At 36.7% G+C, this 17143-nt stretch carries 14 protein-coding genes; 6 read left to right on the top strand and 8 right to left on the bottom strand.

Translation table 11 applies throughout. The annotated features are described in order from the left end of the window. Nucleotides 1–7 precede the first annotated feature (7 nt). A complete protein-coding gene (locus BN1082_RS13570; protein ID WP_176699784.1) occupies nucleotides 8–2131 on the top strand; it encodes an LPXTG cell wall anchor domain-containing protein in 2124 nt (707 codons plus the stop codon). A 162-nt stretch (nucleotides 2132–2293) separates the two neighbouring features. Here the strand turns inward: BN1082_RS13570 and BN1082_RS27520 are convergent, their stop codons facing one another. Then, the gene (locus tag BN1082_RS27520; protein ID WP_176699785.1) at nucleotides 2294–2467 is read right to left on the bottom strand and encodes a hypothetical protein; all 174 of its coding nucleotides are present in this window, start codon (nucleotides 2465–2467) and stop codon (nucleotides 2294–2296) included. Between the two features lie 138 nt (nucleotides 2468–2605). Here BN1082_RS27520 and BN1082_RS13575 point away from each other — a divergent pair, with 138 nt between their 5' ends. After that, nucleotides 2606–2806 carry a cold-shock protein gene (locus BN1082_RS13575; RefSeq protein WP_090635148.1) on the top strand — a complete coding sequence of 67 codons (201 nt, stop codon included), beginning with the start codon at nucleotides 2606–2608 and terminating at the stop codon, nucleotides 2804–2806. Between the two features lie 314 nt (nucleotides 2807–3120). Here BN1082_RS13575 and BN1082_RS13580 read toward each other — a convergent pair whose 3' ends face one another. Both BN1082_RS13580 and BN1082_RS13585 read right to left on the bottom strand, forming a co-directional pair. After that, entirely contained in the window at nucleotides 3121–3426 is a 306-nt protein-coding gene (locus BN1082_RS13580; RefSeq protein WP_090635149.1) for a BC1872 family protein, read from the bottom strand. A gap of 143 nt (nucleotides 3427–3569) precedes the next feature. Continuing rightward, nucleotides 3570–4397, bottom strand: coding sequence for an RMD1 family protein (locus BN1082_RS13585; RefSeq protein ID WP_090635150.1), 828 nt, complete (start codon nucleotides 4395–4397; stop codon nucleotides 3570–3572). 246 nt (nucleotides 4398–4643) lie between these two features. Here BN1082_RS13585 and BN1082_RS13590 point away from each other — a divergent pair, with 246 nt between their 5' ends. From BN1082_RS13590 to BN1082_RS13605, 4 genes are all read left to right on the top strand, one after another. Then, nucleotides 4644–5267: a TetR/AcrR family transcriptional regulator gene (locus BN1082_RS13590; protein WP_090635151.1), complete on the top strand. Its 624-nt coding sequence runs from the start codon at nucleotides 4644–4646 to the stop codon at nucleotides 5265–5267. A 68-nt stretch (nucleotides 5268–5335) separates the two neighbouring features. Then, nucleotides 5336–8503, top strand: a complete 3168-nt coding sequence (locus BN1082_RS13595; protein ID WP_090635152.1) for an efflux RND transporter permease subunit — start codon at nucleotides 5336–5338, stop codon at nucleotides 8501–8503. Between the two features lie 487 nt (nucleotides 8504–8990). Continuing rightward, complete coding sequence (locus tag BN1082_RS13600) at nucleotides 8991–10172, top strand: NupC/NupG family nucleoside CNT transporter (protein ID WP_090635153.1); 1182 nt, start codon at nucleotides 8991–8993, stop codon at nucleotides 10170–10172. Between the two features lie 113 nt (nucleotides 10173–10285). Then, nucleotides 10286–10915: an AmiS/UreI family transporter gene (locus BN1082_RS13605; protein WP_090636466.1), complete on the top strand. Its 630-nt coding sequence runs from the start codon at nucleotides 10286–10288 to the stop codon at nucleotides 10913–10915. A gap of 76 nt (nucleotides 10916–10991) precedes the next feature. Here the strand turns inward: BN1082_RS13605 and BN1082_RS13610 are convergent, their stop codons facing one another. The 5 genes from BN1082_RS13610 to BN1082_RS13630 form a co-directional block, all read right to left on the bottom strand. After that, entirely contained in the window at nucleotides 10992–12290 is a 1299-nt protein-coding gene (locus tag BN1082_RS13610) for an acetyl-CoA hydrolase/transferase family protein (protein WP_090635154.1), read from the bottom strand. A 360-nt stretch (nucleotides 12291–12650) separates the two neighbouring features. After that, nucleotides 12651–13274, bottom strand: a complete 624-nt coding sequence (gene kynB, locus BN1082_RS13615) for an arylformamidase (RefSeq protein WP_090635155.1) — start codon at nucleotides 13272–13274, stop codon at nucleotides 12651–12653. An 18-nt stretch (nucleotides 13275–13292) separates the two neighbouring features. After that, entirely contained in the window at nucleotides 13293–14138 is an 846-nt protein-coding gene (gene kynA / locus BN1082_RS13620; protein ID WP_090635156.1) for a tryptophan 2,3-dioxygenase, read from the bottom strand. 91 nt (nucleotides 14139–14229) lie between these two features. Continuing rightward, a complete protein-coding gene (gene kynU, locus BN1082_RS13625) occupies nucleotides 14230–15516 on the bottom strand; it encodes a kynureninase (RefSeq protein WP_090635157.1) in 1287 nt (428 codons plus the stop codon). A 348-nt stretch (nucleotides 15517–15864) separates the two neighbouring features. Further along, nucleotides 15865–16677 (bottom strand): Cof-type HAD-IIB family hydrolase, encoded by an 813-nt coding sequence (locus tag BN1082_RS13630; RefSeq protein WP_090635158.1) that lies wholly within the window; start codon nucleotides 16675–16677, stop codon nucleotides 15865–15867. Nucleotides 16678–17143: the final 466 nt, after the last annotated feature.

Below are 17143 nucleotides of genomic sequence, written 5' to 3' on the forward strand. Positions count from 1 at the left end.
GAAGGGAATGGAGAAAGTGAAAAAGAAGAAAATTATTTCAGCAGGGCTAACATTGGGGCTTACATTGAGTTTAATGATCCCAGCGGCAACTCCTTTTCAGGCAGCAGAAGAGGTAAAAATTAAGTCAGTAAAATTCAATGGAATGGAAGCTCCGAAGACATTAGATGAAATGGCAAGTGTACAATCGAAGGCTTCTGTAAATGTTACATATTCAAATGGAGAAACAAAGACTTTTCCATTAGTCTACAATAAGCTTTTCCAAACGAATGATAAAATTGTCACAAACAAAGGTCAAAAAATCGCTGCTGGTACTCCAATCGATGTGAATGGAAACCCTATAATGGACCACAGTGTTCCAACAGATGTAGTTCCATTTATTTCTGATTCGCCGGACTCTAACAGCTTAATGCGTCCAATGGGGAATGACAATTCTTTATATTTAGTAACTCATTATGAGTATCAAACTATAGATCATACTGGCAAGTCTGCTTATGGGGTTGTACCTGCTTCTATGACTGTTTCAAAGTTAATGCAAAATACACAAACAGGCGAATTACAATTAATGGATGCAGTTAAAGCCGATATGTCAGCAGGAAATGGTATTTGGATTCCTTGTAATGGTTCCCTTACACCGTGGAATACTCACTTAGGCTCTGAAGAATATGAACCAGATGCTCGCAAGTTTGAGAGCAATCCAACTTCTGATCCAACAAACGTAAAGTCTTTTGCCAAATATTACTTTGGAGATGAAGCAAAAGCAAATCCATATTTCTATGGATTCATTCCAGAAGTGACAGTCAGTCCGACCGGCACAACAAAAGTAGTAAAGCACTATAGTGCTGGAAGAAAGTCCAATGAGCTAATGCGCTTCATGGATGACAAGCGTACTGCATATTTTGGTGATGACGGTTCATATACGACTATGTTTATGTATATAGCGGACAAGGAGGCAGACCTGTCTGCAGGGACATTATACGCAGCTAAATTTGCCCAAACTGGAACCGAAAATGGTGGAAGTGGAAACATAAACTGGATTAAGCTAGGCCATGCAACGGATGATGAAGTAAAAAACATCATTGATAAGGGCGGCGCTAACGGTCAACCGATTAAATTCAGCGATATATTTGATGTTTCCGATAAACCTCAGGATGGTTTCACCGCTGTGAAACAATATTCTTATGGTAGTATTGAATATTTAAAATTAAAACCAGGAATGGAGAAAGCTGCTGCTTTCCTAGAACCACGTCGTTATGCGGCCATGCTAGGAGCTACTTCCGAATTCAATAAAATGGAAGGAATAGCTGCAAACAATAAGGATAAAAAATTATATATGGCGATAACGGATGTAAGTAAAGGAATGGAAGCAAACTCCAACGATCCAACTGATGATATCCATTTACCTAAAATTAACTCCGGCGTTACATTTGAATTTAACCTGACAAACGGTTTAAAAGATACAAATGGCAATAATATTAACAGCAACTATGTTGCCGCTAATATGCACGGATTAGTTGTAGGTAAAGATTTACCGACACCAGATGAATATGGAAATACCGCCGATCCAAATTCAGTCGCGAACACTGACAATTTAAGTTATTCTGAAGAACTTAGAACATTATTTATTGGTGAAGACAGTAGTAAACATATAAACAACTTCGTATGGGCTTATAATGTAGATACGAAAGAATTAACTCGAATTTTATCAGTCCCTGCTGGAGCAGAAGCTACAGGTCTTATGGTATCAGAGGCCATTAATGGGTATACATACATCATGAGTAACTTCCAGCACCCTGGTGATGAGCTAGACAGTTTTAAACCAACCAAGTTTGCCATTAATGATTTAAAAAATGCCGTTGATAAATATATTGGAATTAATAAAGCAGGAATGGTAGGTTACTTAACTTTGGGACAACCAGTCCAGACATCTAATAATAATGACGCCAATACAACACCTGGAAACGACAATGGGAATAATAACACAACACAAGGTACAAATGATAACAACGACAAAGGAAATGCACTCCCTAATACAGCTACATCTAATTTTAATTTTATATTAAGCGGATTGGCATTAATCTTAGCTGGAGTTGGTGCATTCTTCTTCCGAAAAAGGTTATCCAAATCGGAGTAACATTTATTTAGAAAACGATTGTTGATAGGGAGTCTCAATGACCGAAACCGCACTATTTTTATGAAAATGGTCGTTGATAGAGAGTCTCAATGACCGAAACCGCACTATTTTTATGAAAATGGTCGTTGATAGAGAGTCTCAATGACCGAAACCACACTATTTTTATAAAAATGGTCGTTGATAATGGGTCTCACCGACCGAAACCGCATTATTTATATAAAAACGGTCGTTGATAGTGAGTCTCAATGCCCGAAACCACTCTTTATATATAAAAAAGGTCATCGGCGAGGTATCCTCGAATGCACAAAGAGTTTTAATGATTCCAACTAGTTGCATTAGAAGCTTTTCCCTGTTATACTGAAAAAGAATTATTTTTGTTTTCGGTGGGATTAAAAGTGGTAAACTTTCTGTCTTGAAGACCTGAGCAAGGATAGTAACAATATGTGTGCAAAGCACACGAGGAGGATATAAACAATGGAACAAGGTAAAGTAAAATGGTTTAATGCAGAAAAAGGTTTCGGATTCATCGAACGCGAAGCAGGAGACGATGTATTCGTACACTTCTCAGCTATCCAAAGCGAAGGTTTCAAAACACTTGAAGAAGGCCAAGCTGTTACATTTGATGTAGAACAAGGTCAACGTGGCCCACAAGCTACAAACGTTCGTAAAGCATAATTGAAACCAATAAATAAAAAGACTCTCTCGCAGAGTCTTTTTTTGTTTGGGTTTTGTTACAGCTTATTGTTGATTTTTCCACTATGTTGATTGGAGCGGAAATCAACAGGCAAGTTTAACAGAGCCAAAAAAACCCTACTCAGGTACGAGTAGGGCGGAGATGCGAATAACGTAAAGCAAATGGTAGATAAAGTATAGCATACATTCATTGTAATCCAAAATTTTTTAGAAATCCTTGCCCGATTTGAAGCTAGGATTCTAAATGAGTTAGACACATATAGAATAACTAAGAGCTGTCGTGAGTTTTGGTATAACTACAACCATTCATCAGGAACTTGGCTATTATCGGCGATTGAGTAAGCTGCATTCGTTATGGCTTGTGCTAAAGTATCTCCAGTTGCGCACACGTTATCAAAGCAAACCTCGGAAACTCCATTTGTTGTATATGTAAAGCCTAACTTTTCTAATCTTTCAACGATTACCATTGCATTTTCAAGGGTCTGCTCGGGTTGAAACTCAGAAACATTAATGAAAACACCTTTTTCATAATCATACCATCGATCCCATCTATTTAATTTCCAGCCTAGGATTCTACGTGCTATAATTTCTATTTTGTTCATTCCGTATTGACTCCTTCTCTCTTAAAGAGGCTGATTTGAAAAGGTCGTTTATAACGATCTTTTGGATCAACCTTATTTTTATGAAAATTTATACTCTCTATAATGCTCTTTTGTGCACCGAAACGATAAAGGATTTCAAGGAATCATTTTAAAAATTGTATAAGTGACAGGATAATCTCAATAAAAATGAGAATTACCACGATCCATTCAACGAATAGTCCCCGGATTGAATGACTGATGGTGGAAAAACCGTCCATAATGTTATATAAAATTTCGGTTTTGCTCTTTAAGATTTTATACCGATCGTTTAATTCAAAAAACTCCGTTAACTGGTCGTAAAATTCACCAGCAGTTTTGCTTGTCCATGTAATATCAGGTTTATCCAGAATCATGATATAGGCAAGGGTGTTGTACTCGTGACGAACGATTTTCGCGGTCATCCTTGCCAGTTCTTTGTTGCCGATTCGGAGATTGCCTTTTTCGAGCCGGTCGATCAGGGTTTCAAGCTTATCGTGGATCTTTCCGAGTTGTTCTTCCGTTTTCTCGAGCGCCACCGATTTAGCAAGCACAGTGGAAATTAATTCTGGGTAGAAAATTTCATATTCAGGTACTACCACATATTCGTCCGCCAATTCGATGTTTTCGGTTTCACTAATGTGAAGGCTATAATCGTCAGTGTATCTATCAAAATTCTTGATATCGATGTCCGGCACCAAGGAATGGATGTATTTTAAAAAGACCATAATCTCATCGTCGTGCGAGTGATTAATGAAGACAACGCTGCCAAAGGAGAAAAGCAGAACTCTTTGAGATTCATTTACCTCTTTATTGAGGATGGATTTTAGAATATCGTCTCTCAGGATTAAGGGCTCTTCCCAGGTGAATTTTTTGGGAATGCTGCAATGAACCGCGATTTTGTTTAAATTAATTTCACCAGTAACTGCAAATGCTTTAAAAGTAATAGGTTCCATTATGCTCACTCTTTTCTGCGATTTGGTTATGCTTCAATTTAATACTATTTTATCCTATCCAAAAACAAATTTGAACAAATCTTTCAATTATGAAAGTTTTGATCTGGATCCTGCATTTTGGATGAATTTTATAAAAACTGGACATTGTGTCATCACTTAATTGACAAGTGACACGGCGTCACATATACTTGTTTTGTATTTTGTATGACACAGTGTCATATTGGTGATAGATTGGAGGGTGAAATCGTGCCAAAACCAACTTTTTTTAATCTTTCAAAAGAAAAAAGAGAAACTTTAATGAAAGCTGCTATAAAAGAATTCTCAAGAGTTCCACTGAATGATGCATTGATTGCTAATATTGTAAAGTTTGCCGGAATTCCGAGAGGCAGTTTTTATCAATATTTTGAGGATAAAGAAGATTTATTTTTTTACTTGTTAGACCAATACGCCGAGGAAAATAAAGAGAGTTTTATTTTATCTTTAGAAAAAGCAAATGGAGATCTCTTTGATACATTTATTGTAGAGTTTAAACGCATGATTGTAAATTTTAGAAAAAAAGAGAATCGAGACTTTTTTAAAAATGCCTTTCTAAATATGAATCATAAAGTAGAGACCGCCATATTGAAATCTTCAGATGAAGAAAAATTTTATCATCATTTTATTGATATTAAAAACTTTATAAATATAAGTAAGCTAAATATCGCTGATGAGCATGAACTACTACATGTCATACAAATACTCATGGCGGTGACTATGCACAATCTTATTCAAAATTTTGCTAGAGAATTACCTTTTGAGGATTCACTAAAAAATTATACTCTAGAAATTGAATTATTAAAGAAAGGTCTTTGTAAGAAGATAGATGGATGAAAATAACACCTACTTTGGTGATCAAATAAACAAAAACACTCGATGTTAATGCGGAAAGGTAATAAAAAATGCGAAAAATTATACAATTTTCTTTATCTAACAAATTTGCATTATGTCTCTTAACACTTATAGTAGCTGTTGCTGGATTGTATTCTTCAATGAATATGAAAATGGAGACTTTGCCAAATATTACAATGCCAGTTATCACCATTTCAACGATTGACCCTGGTGCAACACCGCAAGAAGTAGACGACCAAGTTACCAAGCCTGTTGAACAGGTCGTTCGTAATTTATCCGGTGTGAATAATGTGTCATCGAGCTCCAATAAAAACGTTTCCTCTATCCAAATTGAATTTAATTATGGTACCGATTTGGACAAAGCAGAGAATAATTTAAAGGATGCAGTTAGTAAAATTCAATTTCCAGAGAACGTCCAGAAACCTACTATAACTCGCTTGTCCTTCAATGCATTTCCGATTGTTATGTTGAGTGTGACTCAATCTGGACAATCGCTAGCCAGCCTGACGGACACAATTAACAATAAATTAGTTCCAAGTCTTCAAGGAATTAAAGGTGTCTCTTCAGTTGATGTTTCGGGACAAGAGGTAAATGAAGTTGATCTTTCCTTTAAAAAAGATCAATTAGAGAAGTATGGTTTAGATGAACAGACAGTCCAAAATATAATTAAGGGTGACAATCTGAATTATCCACTGGGATTGTATAATTTCAATGATACACAGCAATCAGTTGTAGTGAATGGAAAATTGACAACCCTTGATGAACTGAAAAATTTACCGATTCCTATTGTAGGCTTGGGTGGAGCTCAGCATGCGAATCCACAAGCTGCTGGTCCATCTGCTAATTTGAATCCAGCTGGACAAGGCCAGGGAGCAGGCATGATGGCACCGCCAAGTGAAGTGCAGCTTCCAACTGTAAAGCTTAGCGATATTGCAGATATCAACATGGTTGGGAAATCGCAATCGATAAGCCGAACTAACGGAAAGCCGTCGATTGCTGTTCAAATTGTTAAATCTTCAGATGCAAACACCGTTGATGTTGGGAATGCCGTTCATAATGCGGTTGTAAAGGCTCAGAAAGATATACCAGGTCTTCATGTTGTGACGACAATGGACCAAGCACAGCCAATAAAAGATTCTGTTAAAACGATGCTTGAAAAGGCCATCCTAGGTGCCATTTTTGCGATGATCATTATTTTGCTTTTCTTAAGAAACTTTAAATCGACCATCATTTCAGTTGTTTCGATTCCATTATCCCTTTTAATTGGAATGGTTTTACTAAATCAGATGGGGATTACGTTAAATATCATGACGTTAGGTGCTATGACGGTTGCGATTGGGCGGGTCATTGATGATTCCATCGTTGTAATTGAAAATATTTACCGTCGTATGTCACTTTCGGATGAACCATTAAAAGGTCGTGAACTCATTATTTCCGCAACAAAAGAAATGTTTGTTCCGATTATGAGCTCAACGATCGTAACGATTGCCGTATTCCTGCCAATGGGCTTAGTTACCGGGATGGTCGGAGAACTCTTTTTACCATTCGCTTTAACCATTGTCTTTTCTCTGTTAGCTTCCTTATTGGTCGCTATCACAGTGGTACCTATGCTGGCACACAGCTTTTTTAAAAAGGGTGTTAAACAAAAGTTAAGGCATGATAAAAAGCAATGGAAGCTAGCTACCTATTATCGAAACATCCTCAATTGGTCATTAAATCATAAATGGGTCGTTTCGATTATTGCGATTTTTCTACTAGTTGGTTCGTTATGTCTTGTTCCATTTATTGGTGTCAGCTTTATTGGTTCTGATGAGCAAAAATCAATAGCAATTACGTATAGTCCAAATCCAGGCCAGACCCTTGATGATGTAAAGAAGGTTGGAACAGAAGCTGAAAAGTATTTCGAACATCGTTCACATGTGGAAATCGTTCAGTACTCCATAGGTGGCGGTAATCCAATGATGATGGGACCTGGTCAAGATAATAGTGCATTATTCTTTGTTCAATACGCGAAAGACACTCCAAACTTTGCAAAAGAACAGGAAAAAGTGATCGCGGATCTGAAGAAAATGACAACTAAAGGTCGATGGGGAACCGTTGATATGTCAAGCTCTGGAAGCTCCAATAATCTAACAGTTAATGTTTATGGAAATTCTATTGAACAAATAAAACCGACCATTTCGAAAATCCAAGCCATCATGAAGGATAACAAAAATCTCAAAAATGTAGATACAAGTCTTTCAAAAAATTATGTTGAGTACTCGCTTGTAGTTGATAAAGAAAAGCTAAGTGAGCTTGGTTTAACAACGGCTCAAATTGGTTCGGCCCTAGGGCAAAACAATCAGCAGCAACTTTTGACTTCTATCAAACAAGATGGAAAAGATATGAATGTCTATCTCGAAAGTGACACAAACACCTATAACAATATTGATGATTTAACGAATAAAACAGTGACGTCACCAACTGGAAAGACGGTGAAAATATCTGATGTCACGAAAGTAGTGAAAGGTCAAACATCCGATACCATTACACGAAAAAATGGTGACATTTACGCGAGTGTTACAGGCGAAATTAAAACCAAGGATGTCTCTAAGGTGAGTCAGGATGTTCAAAAGGAAGTTAATAAATTGAGCTTGCCTACAGGGGTAAAAACATCTATGGGTGGTGTGACACAAGATATTAACCAGTCATTTTCACAGTTAGGCTTAGCTATGCTTGCAGCGATTGCCATTGTGTATTTAATCTTAGTGATTACGTTTGGAAGTGCTTTGATACCATTAGCGATTCTTTTCTCGCTTCCATTTGTTATTATCGGTGCGTTCATCGGCTTATTTATCGCTGGGGAAACGATCAGTATCTCTGTTATGATTGGTGCACTCATGTTAATCGGTATTGTAGTTACAAATGCGATTGTATTAATAGACCGCGTTGTTCGTAAGGAAAAGGACGGATTATCTACGAGGGAAGCAATCCTTGAGGCAGCATCGACTCGATTACGCCCGATCTTGATGACTGCAATTGCGACCATTTGTGCCCTTATCCCACTTGCTGTTGGGATGGAAGGAGGAAGCAGTGGTCTGATTTCAAAAGGTTTAGGTATTTCCGTAATCGGCGGTTTAACCAGCTCGACCTTATTAACCTTGATTGTAGTTCCGCTAGTATATGAATTACTAATGAAACGAAGAAACAAGAAAGCAAAAATGAAGATTGAAGAATAAAAAGGAGGCTTCGGCCTTCTTTTTTTTTGACTGTGTTTAAGGTCATTGTTGATTTTTAAAACTATGTTGACTGGAGCGCAAATCAACAGGCAAGGTTAATACAACCCTTTTTTTAACTCAATAAAAAATCTGAAGCTAATTTTTAGATTAATTTACCAATGGTATCATTTGTTTTTGGAATGCGTGGCAGGTGTCATATATTGTATGTCAACGTTTACATTTTTTCTATTTTGTTTTTACAAAATTTCAGTTATTTTCTAAATTAGGTGAATATTTATTTGATATAAAGCAATTTAGAACAATTATCGAGAAATGGTAAAAAATAAATTTGTATTTTGTTCAAATACTATTTAACATTTGTTCATAACATATGCTATAGTATTTGAGGAGATAGTAAAGGTAAATATGAAAACGTTACCCATAAAAATGTAAGTGGATTCAAAATAAGTTACTTCTCAGAAAAAATCACATCAAATTGGAGGAAATCATGAAATACATCATTGCCATCATTGGATTACTTGTTGTTTTAGGACTTGCATACGTGGCAAGTAATAATCGGAAAAATATTAAAGTCAAACCGATTATCCTAATGGTTATCATTCAAATAATATTAGCAAGTTTATTATTAAATACAAAGTTTGGATTAGTAGTAATTAAAGGATTTGCAGACGTTTTTAGTAAAATATTAGAATATGCTGGCAGTGGAGTTTCTTTTGTGTTTGGAGGACTTGCCAATAAAGGTGAAATGTCTTTCTTCCTTAACGTCTTACTTCCAATTATTTTTATTTCAGTATTAATAGGTATTTTCCAATATTTAAAAATACTCCCACTCATCATGAAGGGTATTGGCTTATTGTTAAGTAAAGTCAACGGTATGGGTAAATTAGAGTCGTATAACGCAGTTGCTTCCGCTATGGTTGGACAATCAGAAGTATTTATCACCGTTAAAAAGCAGCTAAGCAAATTACCTCCTAATCGTTTATATACGCTATGTGCTTCAGCCATGTCGACTGTTTCGATGTCAATTGTCGGTGCCTATATGACAATGATTCAACCAAGATATGTTGTTACAGCACTTGTCATTAATTTATTTGGGGGATTTATTATTTCATCTATAATTAACCCATATACGGTTAAAGAAGAAGAAGATATTCTCATTATCCGAGATGAAGAAAAACATTCCTTTTTTGAAATGTTAGGGGAATATATTCTTGATGGATTTAAAGTTGCAATCATTGTCGGTGCGATGTTAATCGGTTTTGTTGCATTAATGGCAGGCATCAATGATGTCTTTCATATAATTTTCCACATTTCGTTCCAAGATATTTTAGGTTATATCTTTGCGCCTTTTGCTATTATTATGGGGGTTCCAGTTTCAGAAGCTGTACAAGCTGGTGGAATTATGGCAACAAAACTTGTTACAAATGAGTTTGTAGCAATGATGGACTTAACAAAAATTCAAGGACATTTTAGTCCTCGTACATTGGGAATTATTTCTGTTTTCCTAGTATCATTCGCAAACTTTTCCTCGATTGGAATTATTGCTGGAGCTGTAAAAGCCTTGAATGAAAAGCAAGGAAACACAGTTGCGAAATTTGGATTAAAACTATTATATGGCGCAACATTAGTTAGTGTATTATCAGCTGTGATTGTAAGTATTGTTTTATAAATAATCATTTGAAAAAGCAATTTCTTTTCTAAATAGAAACTGCTTTTTCTATTTTTGAAGGAGGGAAAGAGGATGTTTAAGAGTGCCTGACACTTTTGAACATCCACATTTATATGGGTTTTGTTGGTTTATTTTTATCCGGTGCAGTATTATTTCTCAACAGTCTTTTGCTATTAGGGAAGGCAGAAGCAAAGAGTGTTGGAATCTTTAATATTTTCGTAGGAACCATTCAAATGATTATTCCATTTTATTTAATCGTTGTTTCAAATCAAAATAATTGGGAACTATATAATGATGCGTCCATTTTTTTATTTGGCTTAACCTATTTATATGCTGGGATAACCTTTTTGAAGGGGCTTGAGGGAAATGGTCTCGGTTGGTTTTGTTTATGGGTTGCAATAATTGCGGTTGTTTATACCATTACAGCAATGATTCATTTTCATGATGTTGTCAATGCATTAACATGGGGAATGTGGGCATTTTTATGGTTTCTATTCTTTTTATCAAATACGCTTAAAAAGAAAATTGAATATTACATTGGTCTCGTTGCATTTGTTCAGTCCTGGGTAACGCTAACTATTCCAGCATTGCTTTATTTCTTAGGTGTCTGGAATACACAAATTGTTATTCATATCTGGACTTACGTTTTAATACTTTCTATTATCTTTTTTGTCGGAAGCCTTTTTAAATTGAAATATTTATTTAAAAAAGAGAGTGTAAGAGAAGAAATTCAAGTGGTATAGACTTGACTTACAGGTGTCAGTCCCCCGTCGCTTTAATGCGGTAGGGGACTGACACCAGTTTCTCTTAAAAGTACGGTTAAATAATATTGCCGTTTTTTTTGGCATCATATGTTAATTGTTCACGAAATTTCGGATGAGCGATTCTAATTAATGCCTTTGCCCGTTCGGAAATACTCTTTCCTCTTAGTTCCGCTACTCCGTACTCCGTCACAATCCGGTCGACATCATTCTTCGAGGTTGTTACGACCGAACCAATTGTTAATTGTGCTTTAATTCGTGAAATGCCTTCGTCACTTGTTGTTGAATGCATGCAAATAAAGCTTTTTCCTTGCCTAGCAAAAAGAGCACCCCTTACAAAATCAAATTGTCCTCCGCTTGAGCTATAATATTTACCACCAATTGTTTCAGACGCACATTGACCGAAGAAATCTACTTCTGTTGTTGCATTAATAGAAATCATATGGTCTTCTTTAGCAATTTCCCTCGGATCATTTACAATATGAACTGGTAGAAATTCGACACTTGGATTCTCATGGATAAAATCATATAGTCGTTGTGAACCTAGTGCAAAAGTGGTGACAATTTTCCCGATATATGTGTTTTTGCATGTACCGTCAACAGCCCCCACCTCCACTAAATCAACAATCCCATCGGATAATAGTTCTGTATGAATGCCTAAATGACGATGATGTTTTAATAGCCCCATGACTGCATTAGGTACTGACCCTATTCCCGCTTGAATCGTATCCCCATTATTAATACTTTCGGCAATGTAGCTCGCAATTTTTTTATCCTTTTCACCAATGACAGGAATTTTTGTTTCGAATAGCGGTGTAGTCGCCGTACAATACCCTTCAATTTGACTAATGTGAATTTGATTTTCCCCAAATGTTCTCGGCATGTTTGGATTGACTTCTAAGAAAAATGGTGCCTTACCGATGAAGCTAGCTACATAATCCGCTTGAGTACCTAGAGAAAAATAACCATGCTCATCCATCGGAGCAGCAACCGCTAATACAAGTGATGTTTTCGTATTCTCAGCTAAAATTCTCGGAACATAGTGAAAATGATTTGGAACGAGCTCACATTTTCCTTGTAAATACGCTTTTCTTGTTGCTCCACTTAAAAAATAGGCGACATGAAGTAGGGAACCCTTCATCTCCCCATAAATATAGGGTCGAGGTCTTAAGGCGTGCATTTGATGAATACGGACCCCTTTGATACAAGAAGCATTTGCTTCTATTACATCGAGTAAAATATTAGGCTCCCCATTAGCTAGTGGTAAAATTATATCATCTCCATCTTGGATGATATCTAACACATCTTCTGGCCTTTTCTCCTTTTTTGTTACCCAATCATGTAATAATAATGTCATCTGCATCCCCTTACTTTGTCAATTAATGTCTATATTTACATAATTATCATAATATATTATGCTACTTTTGTATTATGAATTTTTTATCAATTCAGAAACACTTTTGATAATCTAAAATTCCTTTATTCTATACCCCAATGATAATGTTAAAATGAGTGAAATCTTGTGGGAGGATTGTGTTGGAACCAATCGGCAAATTAAAAACCGAATTTTAACAATATATACAAATTCTAATTAGACAGGTGGAGTAGCCAAAGTCATTTCTTTCCTTGCAAAAAAATAACCAAGCAGAATGAGTATACGATAAACTCACGATGCCTGGTTTAATGTTTTTTGATTCTATCATTGGATTTATTCCTGTTAAATTTTCCTCAAAACCGCACGGACCGGACTTCCATCTGCATCAACTAATGGAAGAGGGAGGGCTGCTAGTTCATAATCTCCCGGCTGTACTTCGTCTAACACAAGTCCTTCTAATATATGAATTCCATTATGTGTGAGTTCATGATGTGCGGAAAGTTCTTTGCTATCTAGTGGATCGACTGATGGTAAATCAAGACCAATCAGTCGAACTCCAAGCTTTGCAAGATACGCTGCTAGTTCCGGTTCTAAAGGCGGGATCGATTCGGGAAACAAATATCTGTTCTTCCATGTATCTGTTCGGATTAACAGGCGTGTTACCCCTGCTAAATCTAGCTTTGATAATTCATTGACTCCAATTGATTTGATATTTGGCAGGTGGACCACTCGAGCCTTACCAATATATAAATTGATATCTAAATCAATTACTTTTTTTCCATTATTATCAAAGTGAAACGGAGCATCAATATGAGTACCAGTATGAATGCTCATCTTAATTTGACCTACATTAACAGAACCACTTTCCTCTTTACTCCAAATGACTTCATAACGAAAAGGGGTATCCCCGGGCCAGACCGCGACCTCTTTATCAAGCCGCTGAGAAATATCAATCCAGGTATTCATGCACTTGACCTCCAATTTTTATAGTTTTGTACGAAGACTCAATAGTTCCGGAAAAAATGGCTGGTCAAGAACCCGTTTTAAATAATTGACACCTGAAGAACCACCAGTACCTTGCTTATGGCCAATAATCCTTTCAACAGTTGTCATGTGATGAAATCGCCATAATTGCTGTTGATGTCCAATGTCAACTAGCTTCTCAGCCAACTCATATAGATCCCAGTATTTCTCTGTATTTCGATAAACAGTTAGCCATGCATCTTCAACACTAGCATTAGAGGCATAGCTTTGTGACCAATCCCTGTTTAACGCTTCTTCATCAATAACTAGGCCATGTGCTGCAAGAGCTAAAACGGCTGCATCATATATACTTGGTTCATGAAGAGATTTGTTTAACACCTGATATAATTCTGGCTGATGCTTATAAACAACAAGTGTGTGAGGATTCTTTTTCCCTAAAGCAAATTCAATCAAACGATTTTGATAGGATTGGAATCCTGAAGCATGACCCAATTTTTCACGAAATTCCATGTAATCAGATGGAGTCAAAGTAGAAAGGACACTCCATGACTGAATTAACTGCTGCTGAATCCGTGAAACGCGTGAAAGCATTTTAAACGAGGGTTCCAAATTGTTACGGTGGATACACTGAATTGCAGCATTGAGCTCATGAATAATAAGTTTCATCCATAGTTCACTCGTTTGATGAATAATAATAAAAAGCATTTCATCATGATGATTGGAAAGTCGATTTTGACTTGATAAGATCATGTCGAGACTGAGATAATCACCGTAAGACATTTCCTTATGAAAGTCTGTCTGAATGTCTTTTTCTAGATTTTGATTGTTGATCTCCGGATTTCCCATGATTATATGCCTCCAATATCGTAGTTTATTAGTTCTTAGTCAATGCGGGCCCAGGTTTGTTCGTTACTAAAAGGGGGCATCTGTTTTTCTTTTATGCTATGACTTCTCGTTCATTCGAAAATTTTTCATATTCCTTTTCTGTCATAATTTTTTTAAGGGTTTGAACCACTCTCCAAACTTCCTCATATGAGGTATAGAGGGCAACAGGAGCCAAGCGTATGATGTTAGGTGCACGGAAGTCAGGAATAATCTCGTTTTCTTTTAATGACTTACATATGCGGGCGGCTTCTCTATGCTCAAGGCAGACATGACCACCGCGGCGCTCGTCTTCTCTAGGATTTCCTATCACAAACTCCATATCTGCTAACTCAAGTTCAATTAAGTTCATAAAATATTGATTGATGTGAAGCGATTTTTGGCGGATCCTTTCAATGCCAGCTTCTGCAAAAATTTCTAAAGAACCAATTAGAGGCGCAATGCTTAACACATGAGGCGTGCCAATTTGATAGGCTCCTGCTGATTCAGCTGGTATAAATGTATGTTCAAGGTCAAATTGAATGTCTTTTTTCGAACCAAACCATCCTGCGAGTCCGGGATTTGTTCCGAAATGTTTTCGATTGACGTATAAACCACCCACAGAACCAGGACCGCTATTTACATATTTGTAGTTACACCAATACGCAAAGTCAACATCCCAATCACTAAAGGAATGAGGAATAGCGCCAACAGAGTGACAAGCATCAAATCCGATGAGAATCCCGCGCTTATGTGCTTCTGCAGTTAATCGTTTAATATCCAATAGTTGACCGCTGCGATACAGGACCGTCGGTAGGACAATTAATGCTACATCATCGGTCATGGCAGCAATCAGGTCATCTTCTTCTATTAATCTTCCATCCCTGCTTTTTACACGAATAAGTTGGGTATAATGGTTAAACCCGTGGATGCGAAGCTGGCTTTGTAGGGCATAGATGTCGGTCGGAAAGGTAAGTTCATCTGCTACAATTTTTGTTCGTTTTCCTTTAGGCCTATAAAAAGTAGCCACAAGCTGGTGAAGATTCACTGTTGTGGAACCGCTTACAATAACTTCGTCAACAAAAGCACCTACTAAGGGGGCCATCATTTCTCCCAATTTCTCTGACATGAAGAACCATGGGTGCTTTCCTTTTGTCCAGCCATCGATTCCATACCTCTTCCAATCTTCTAACGTTTCTAGAAGTGTACGCTCTGCTCTTTTTGAAAGGAGGCCCAATGAGTTCCCGTCCATATAGATGGAATGGGGGTAAACATAAAACTCTTCTCGAAAACAAGCAAGTGGATCGTCCTTGTCCAGCTGTTTTGCGTATTCAAATGTAGGTTGAAAATGGTCTATGTTCATGAACATCCCTCGTTTCTATGATTCAATCAATCATGAAAAATCATAACAAAGAATCAGACATGATGCCAAGGAAATAATAAGAAAAAAATTAATTTTGCAAATAATTCATATTTTTAATAGAAGTGAATAGGTGAGGAAAAAGAAATGATTAAAATAAAAAGGCGGACTGCAGACGGACATTGAAATAGGGGATTTAAAGATAATTAAAATGAAAAAAGCTTGGATAAAACAGTCCCAATTGGACGTATTCTCCAAGCTTTTTTTCATCAATATTACTAGAGTGAGGTTGGAAAAACGAATCCTGTTATTGGTAAAATCATCATAGCTTGAAAAATATAAGCTATACATTTACCCTATATTTTCGATAGGGCAAACCGATTCGATTAAACCGAGGCGCTCTAAACCGTATCGTACCCCGTCTTCTTCTGAAGAGAGTGTAACCATTTTGGCAGCTTGTTTCACTTCATCACGGGCAGAGCCCATCGCCACTCCCATTCCTACCAAAGAAAGCATTTCAATATCATTTAAACCATCTCCAAATGCAACAGCTTCATCGGGAGCAATGCCGAGCTTTTCTAATAATATTTTTAGACCCACAGCTTTATTGGAATTGACCAAATTCACATCACATGTTCTTGAGCCTGTTGAAGACCACCTTCTGATTGATAATTCAGGAATCTTTGATTGATAAGTTAACTCTGCCTCCAAGTCACAATGAAGGAATAATTGGTAAATATCTTGTTCCATCCAAAAATGAGGTGGTGCAAGTTCTGGCTTCCAGTAATCATGCTGGAACGCCTCCATTACGAAAGGATGGCTTAGATCAGTTGTTTTAAAGTTTTTACCACCTAAAAAAGTAAGAGGATGTTGATATTTATGAGACAAGTGAAGTAATTTCTTTAGGATATTTTTCTCAATTGTATTCTGGTAAATTTCTTTTCCTTCATGATGAACATACGCACCATTAAAAAAGACCATGGAATCCACGCCTATTTCTTGAATAATGCTCTCAGCAAAATAGGGAGCTCTCCCAGTAGCAATGACAACTTTTATATTATTCTCTTTTAACTGCCGAACCGCTTCCTTTGTTGCGTGACTAATGGTTTTTCCATGCGGAAGAATGGTTCCGTCAATATCTAAGATGACAATCTTGTATTTCATTAAACATTCTCCTTACAATGCTAATCTTTTCAATATGAATCTTGTACTTCCTAAGTACAGTATAACATGTTTGCCGAAAAAACTTATGAAACTAGCATTAAGACTATGTAAATCATGTAACAAATCATTTTTAAAGCCAGAAGATATCCTTTTATTGTTAGGTATATGTCAAACGCTGACGGAACTGGCTGGGGGATCTATAAAGCTTTAAGGGATTCTTATTTCTTAATTAAGTGATTCCATGAGGAAGACGAGGATGAAGATGAATAGGGCTTCTAAATGCCAAGAAGTAGGCCGAGCATGTTACTAGCATCTTTGGTTTATTTATATCTTGATGATAATGCATGTCCGCCCTTGTGTCGAATTGGTTGAGGGGGAGAGTCAGGAAAATGCGAATTTACAACGTTAAGGAATTTCCAATATTATAAACCCAATTCCTCATTAAAATTGAGAAATTGGGCTTTTT

Source organism: Neobacillus massiliamazoniensis, from assembly GCF_001048695.1.
GTDB classification, from domain to species: Bacteria; Bacillota; Bacilli; order Bacillales; family Cytobacillaceae; genus Neobacillus; species Neobacillus massiliamazoniensis.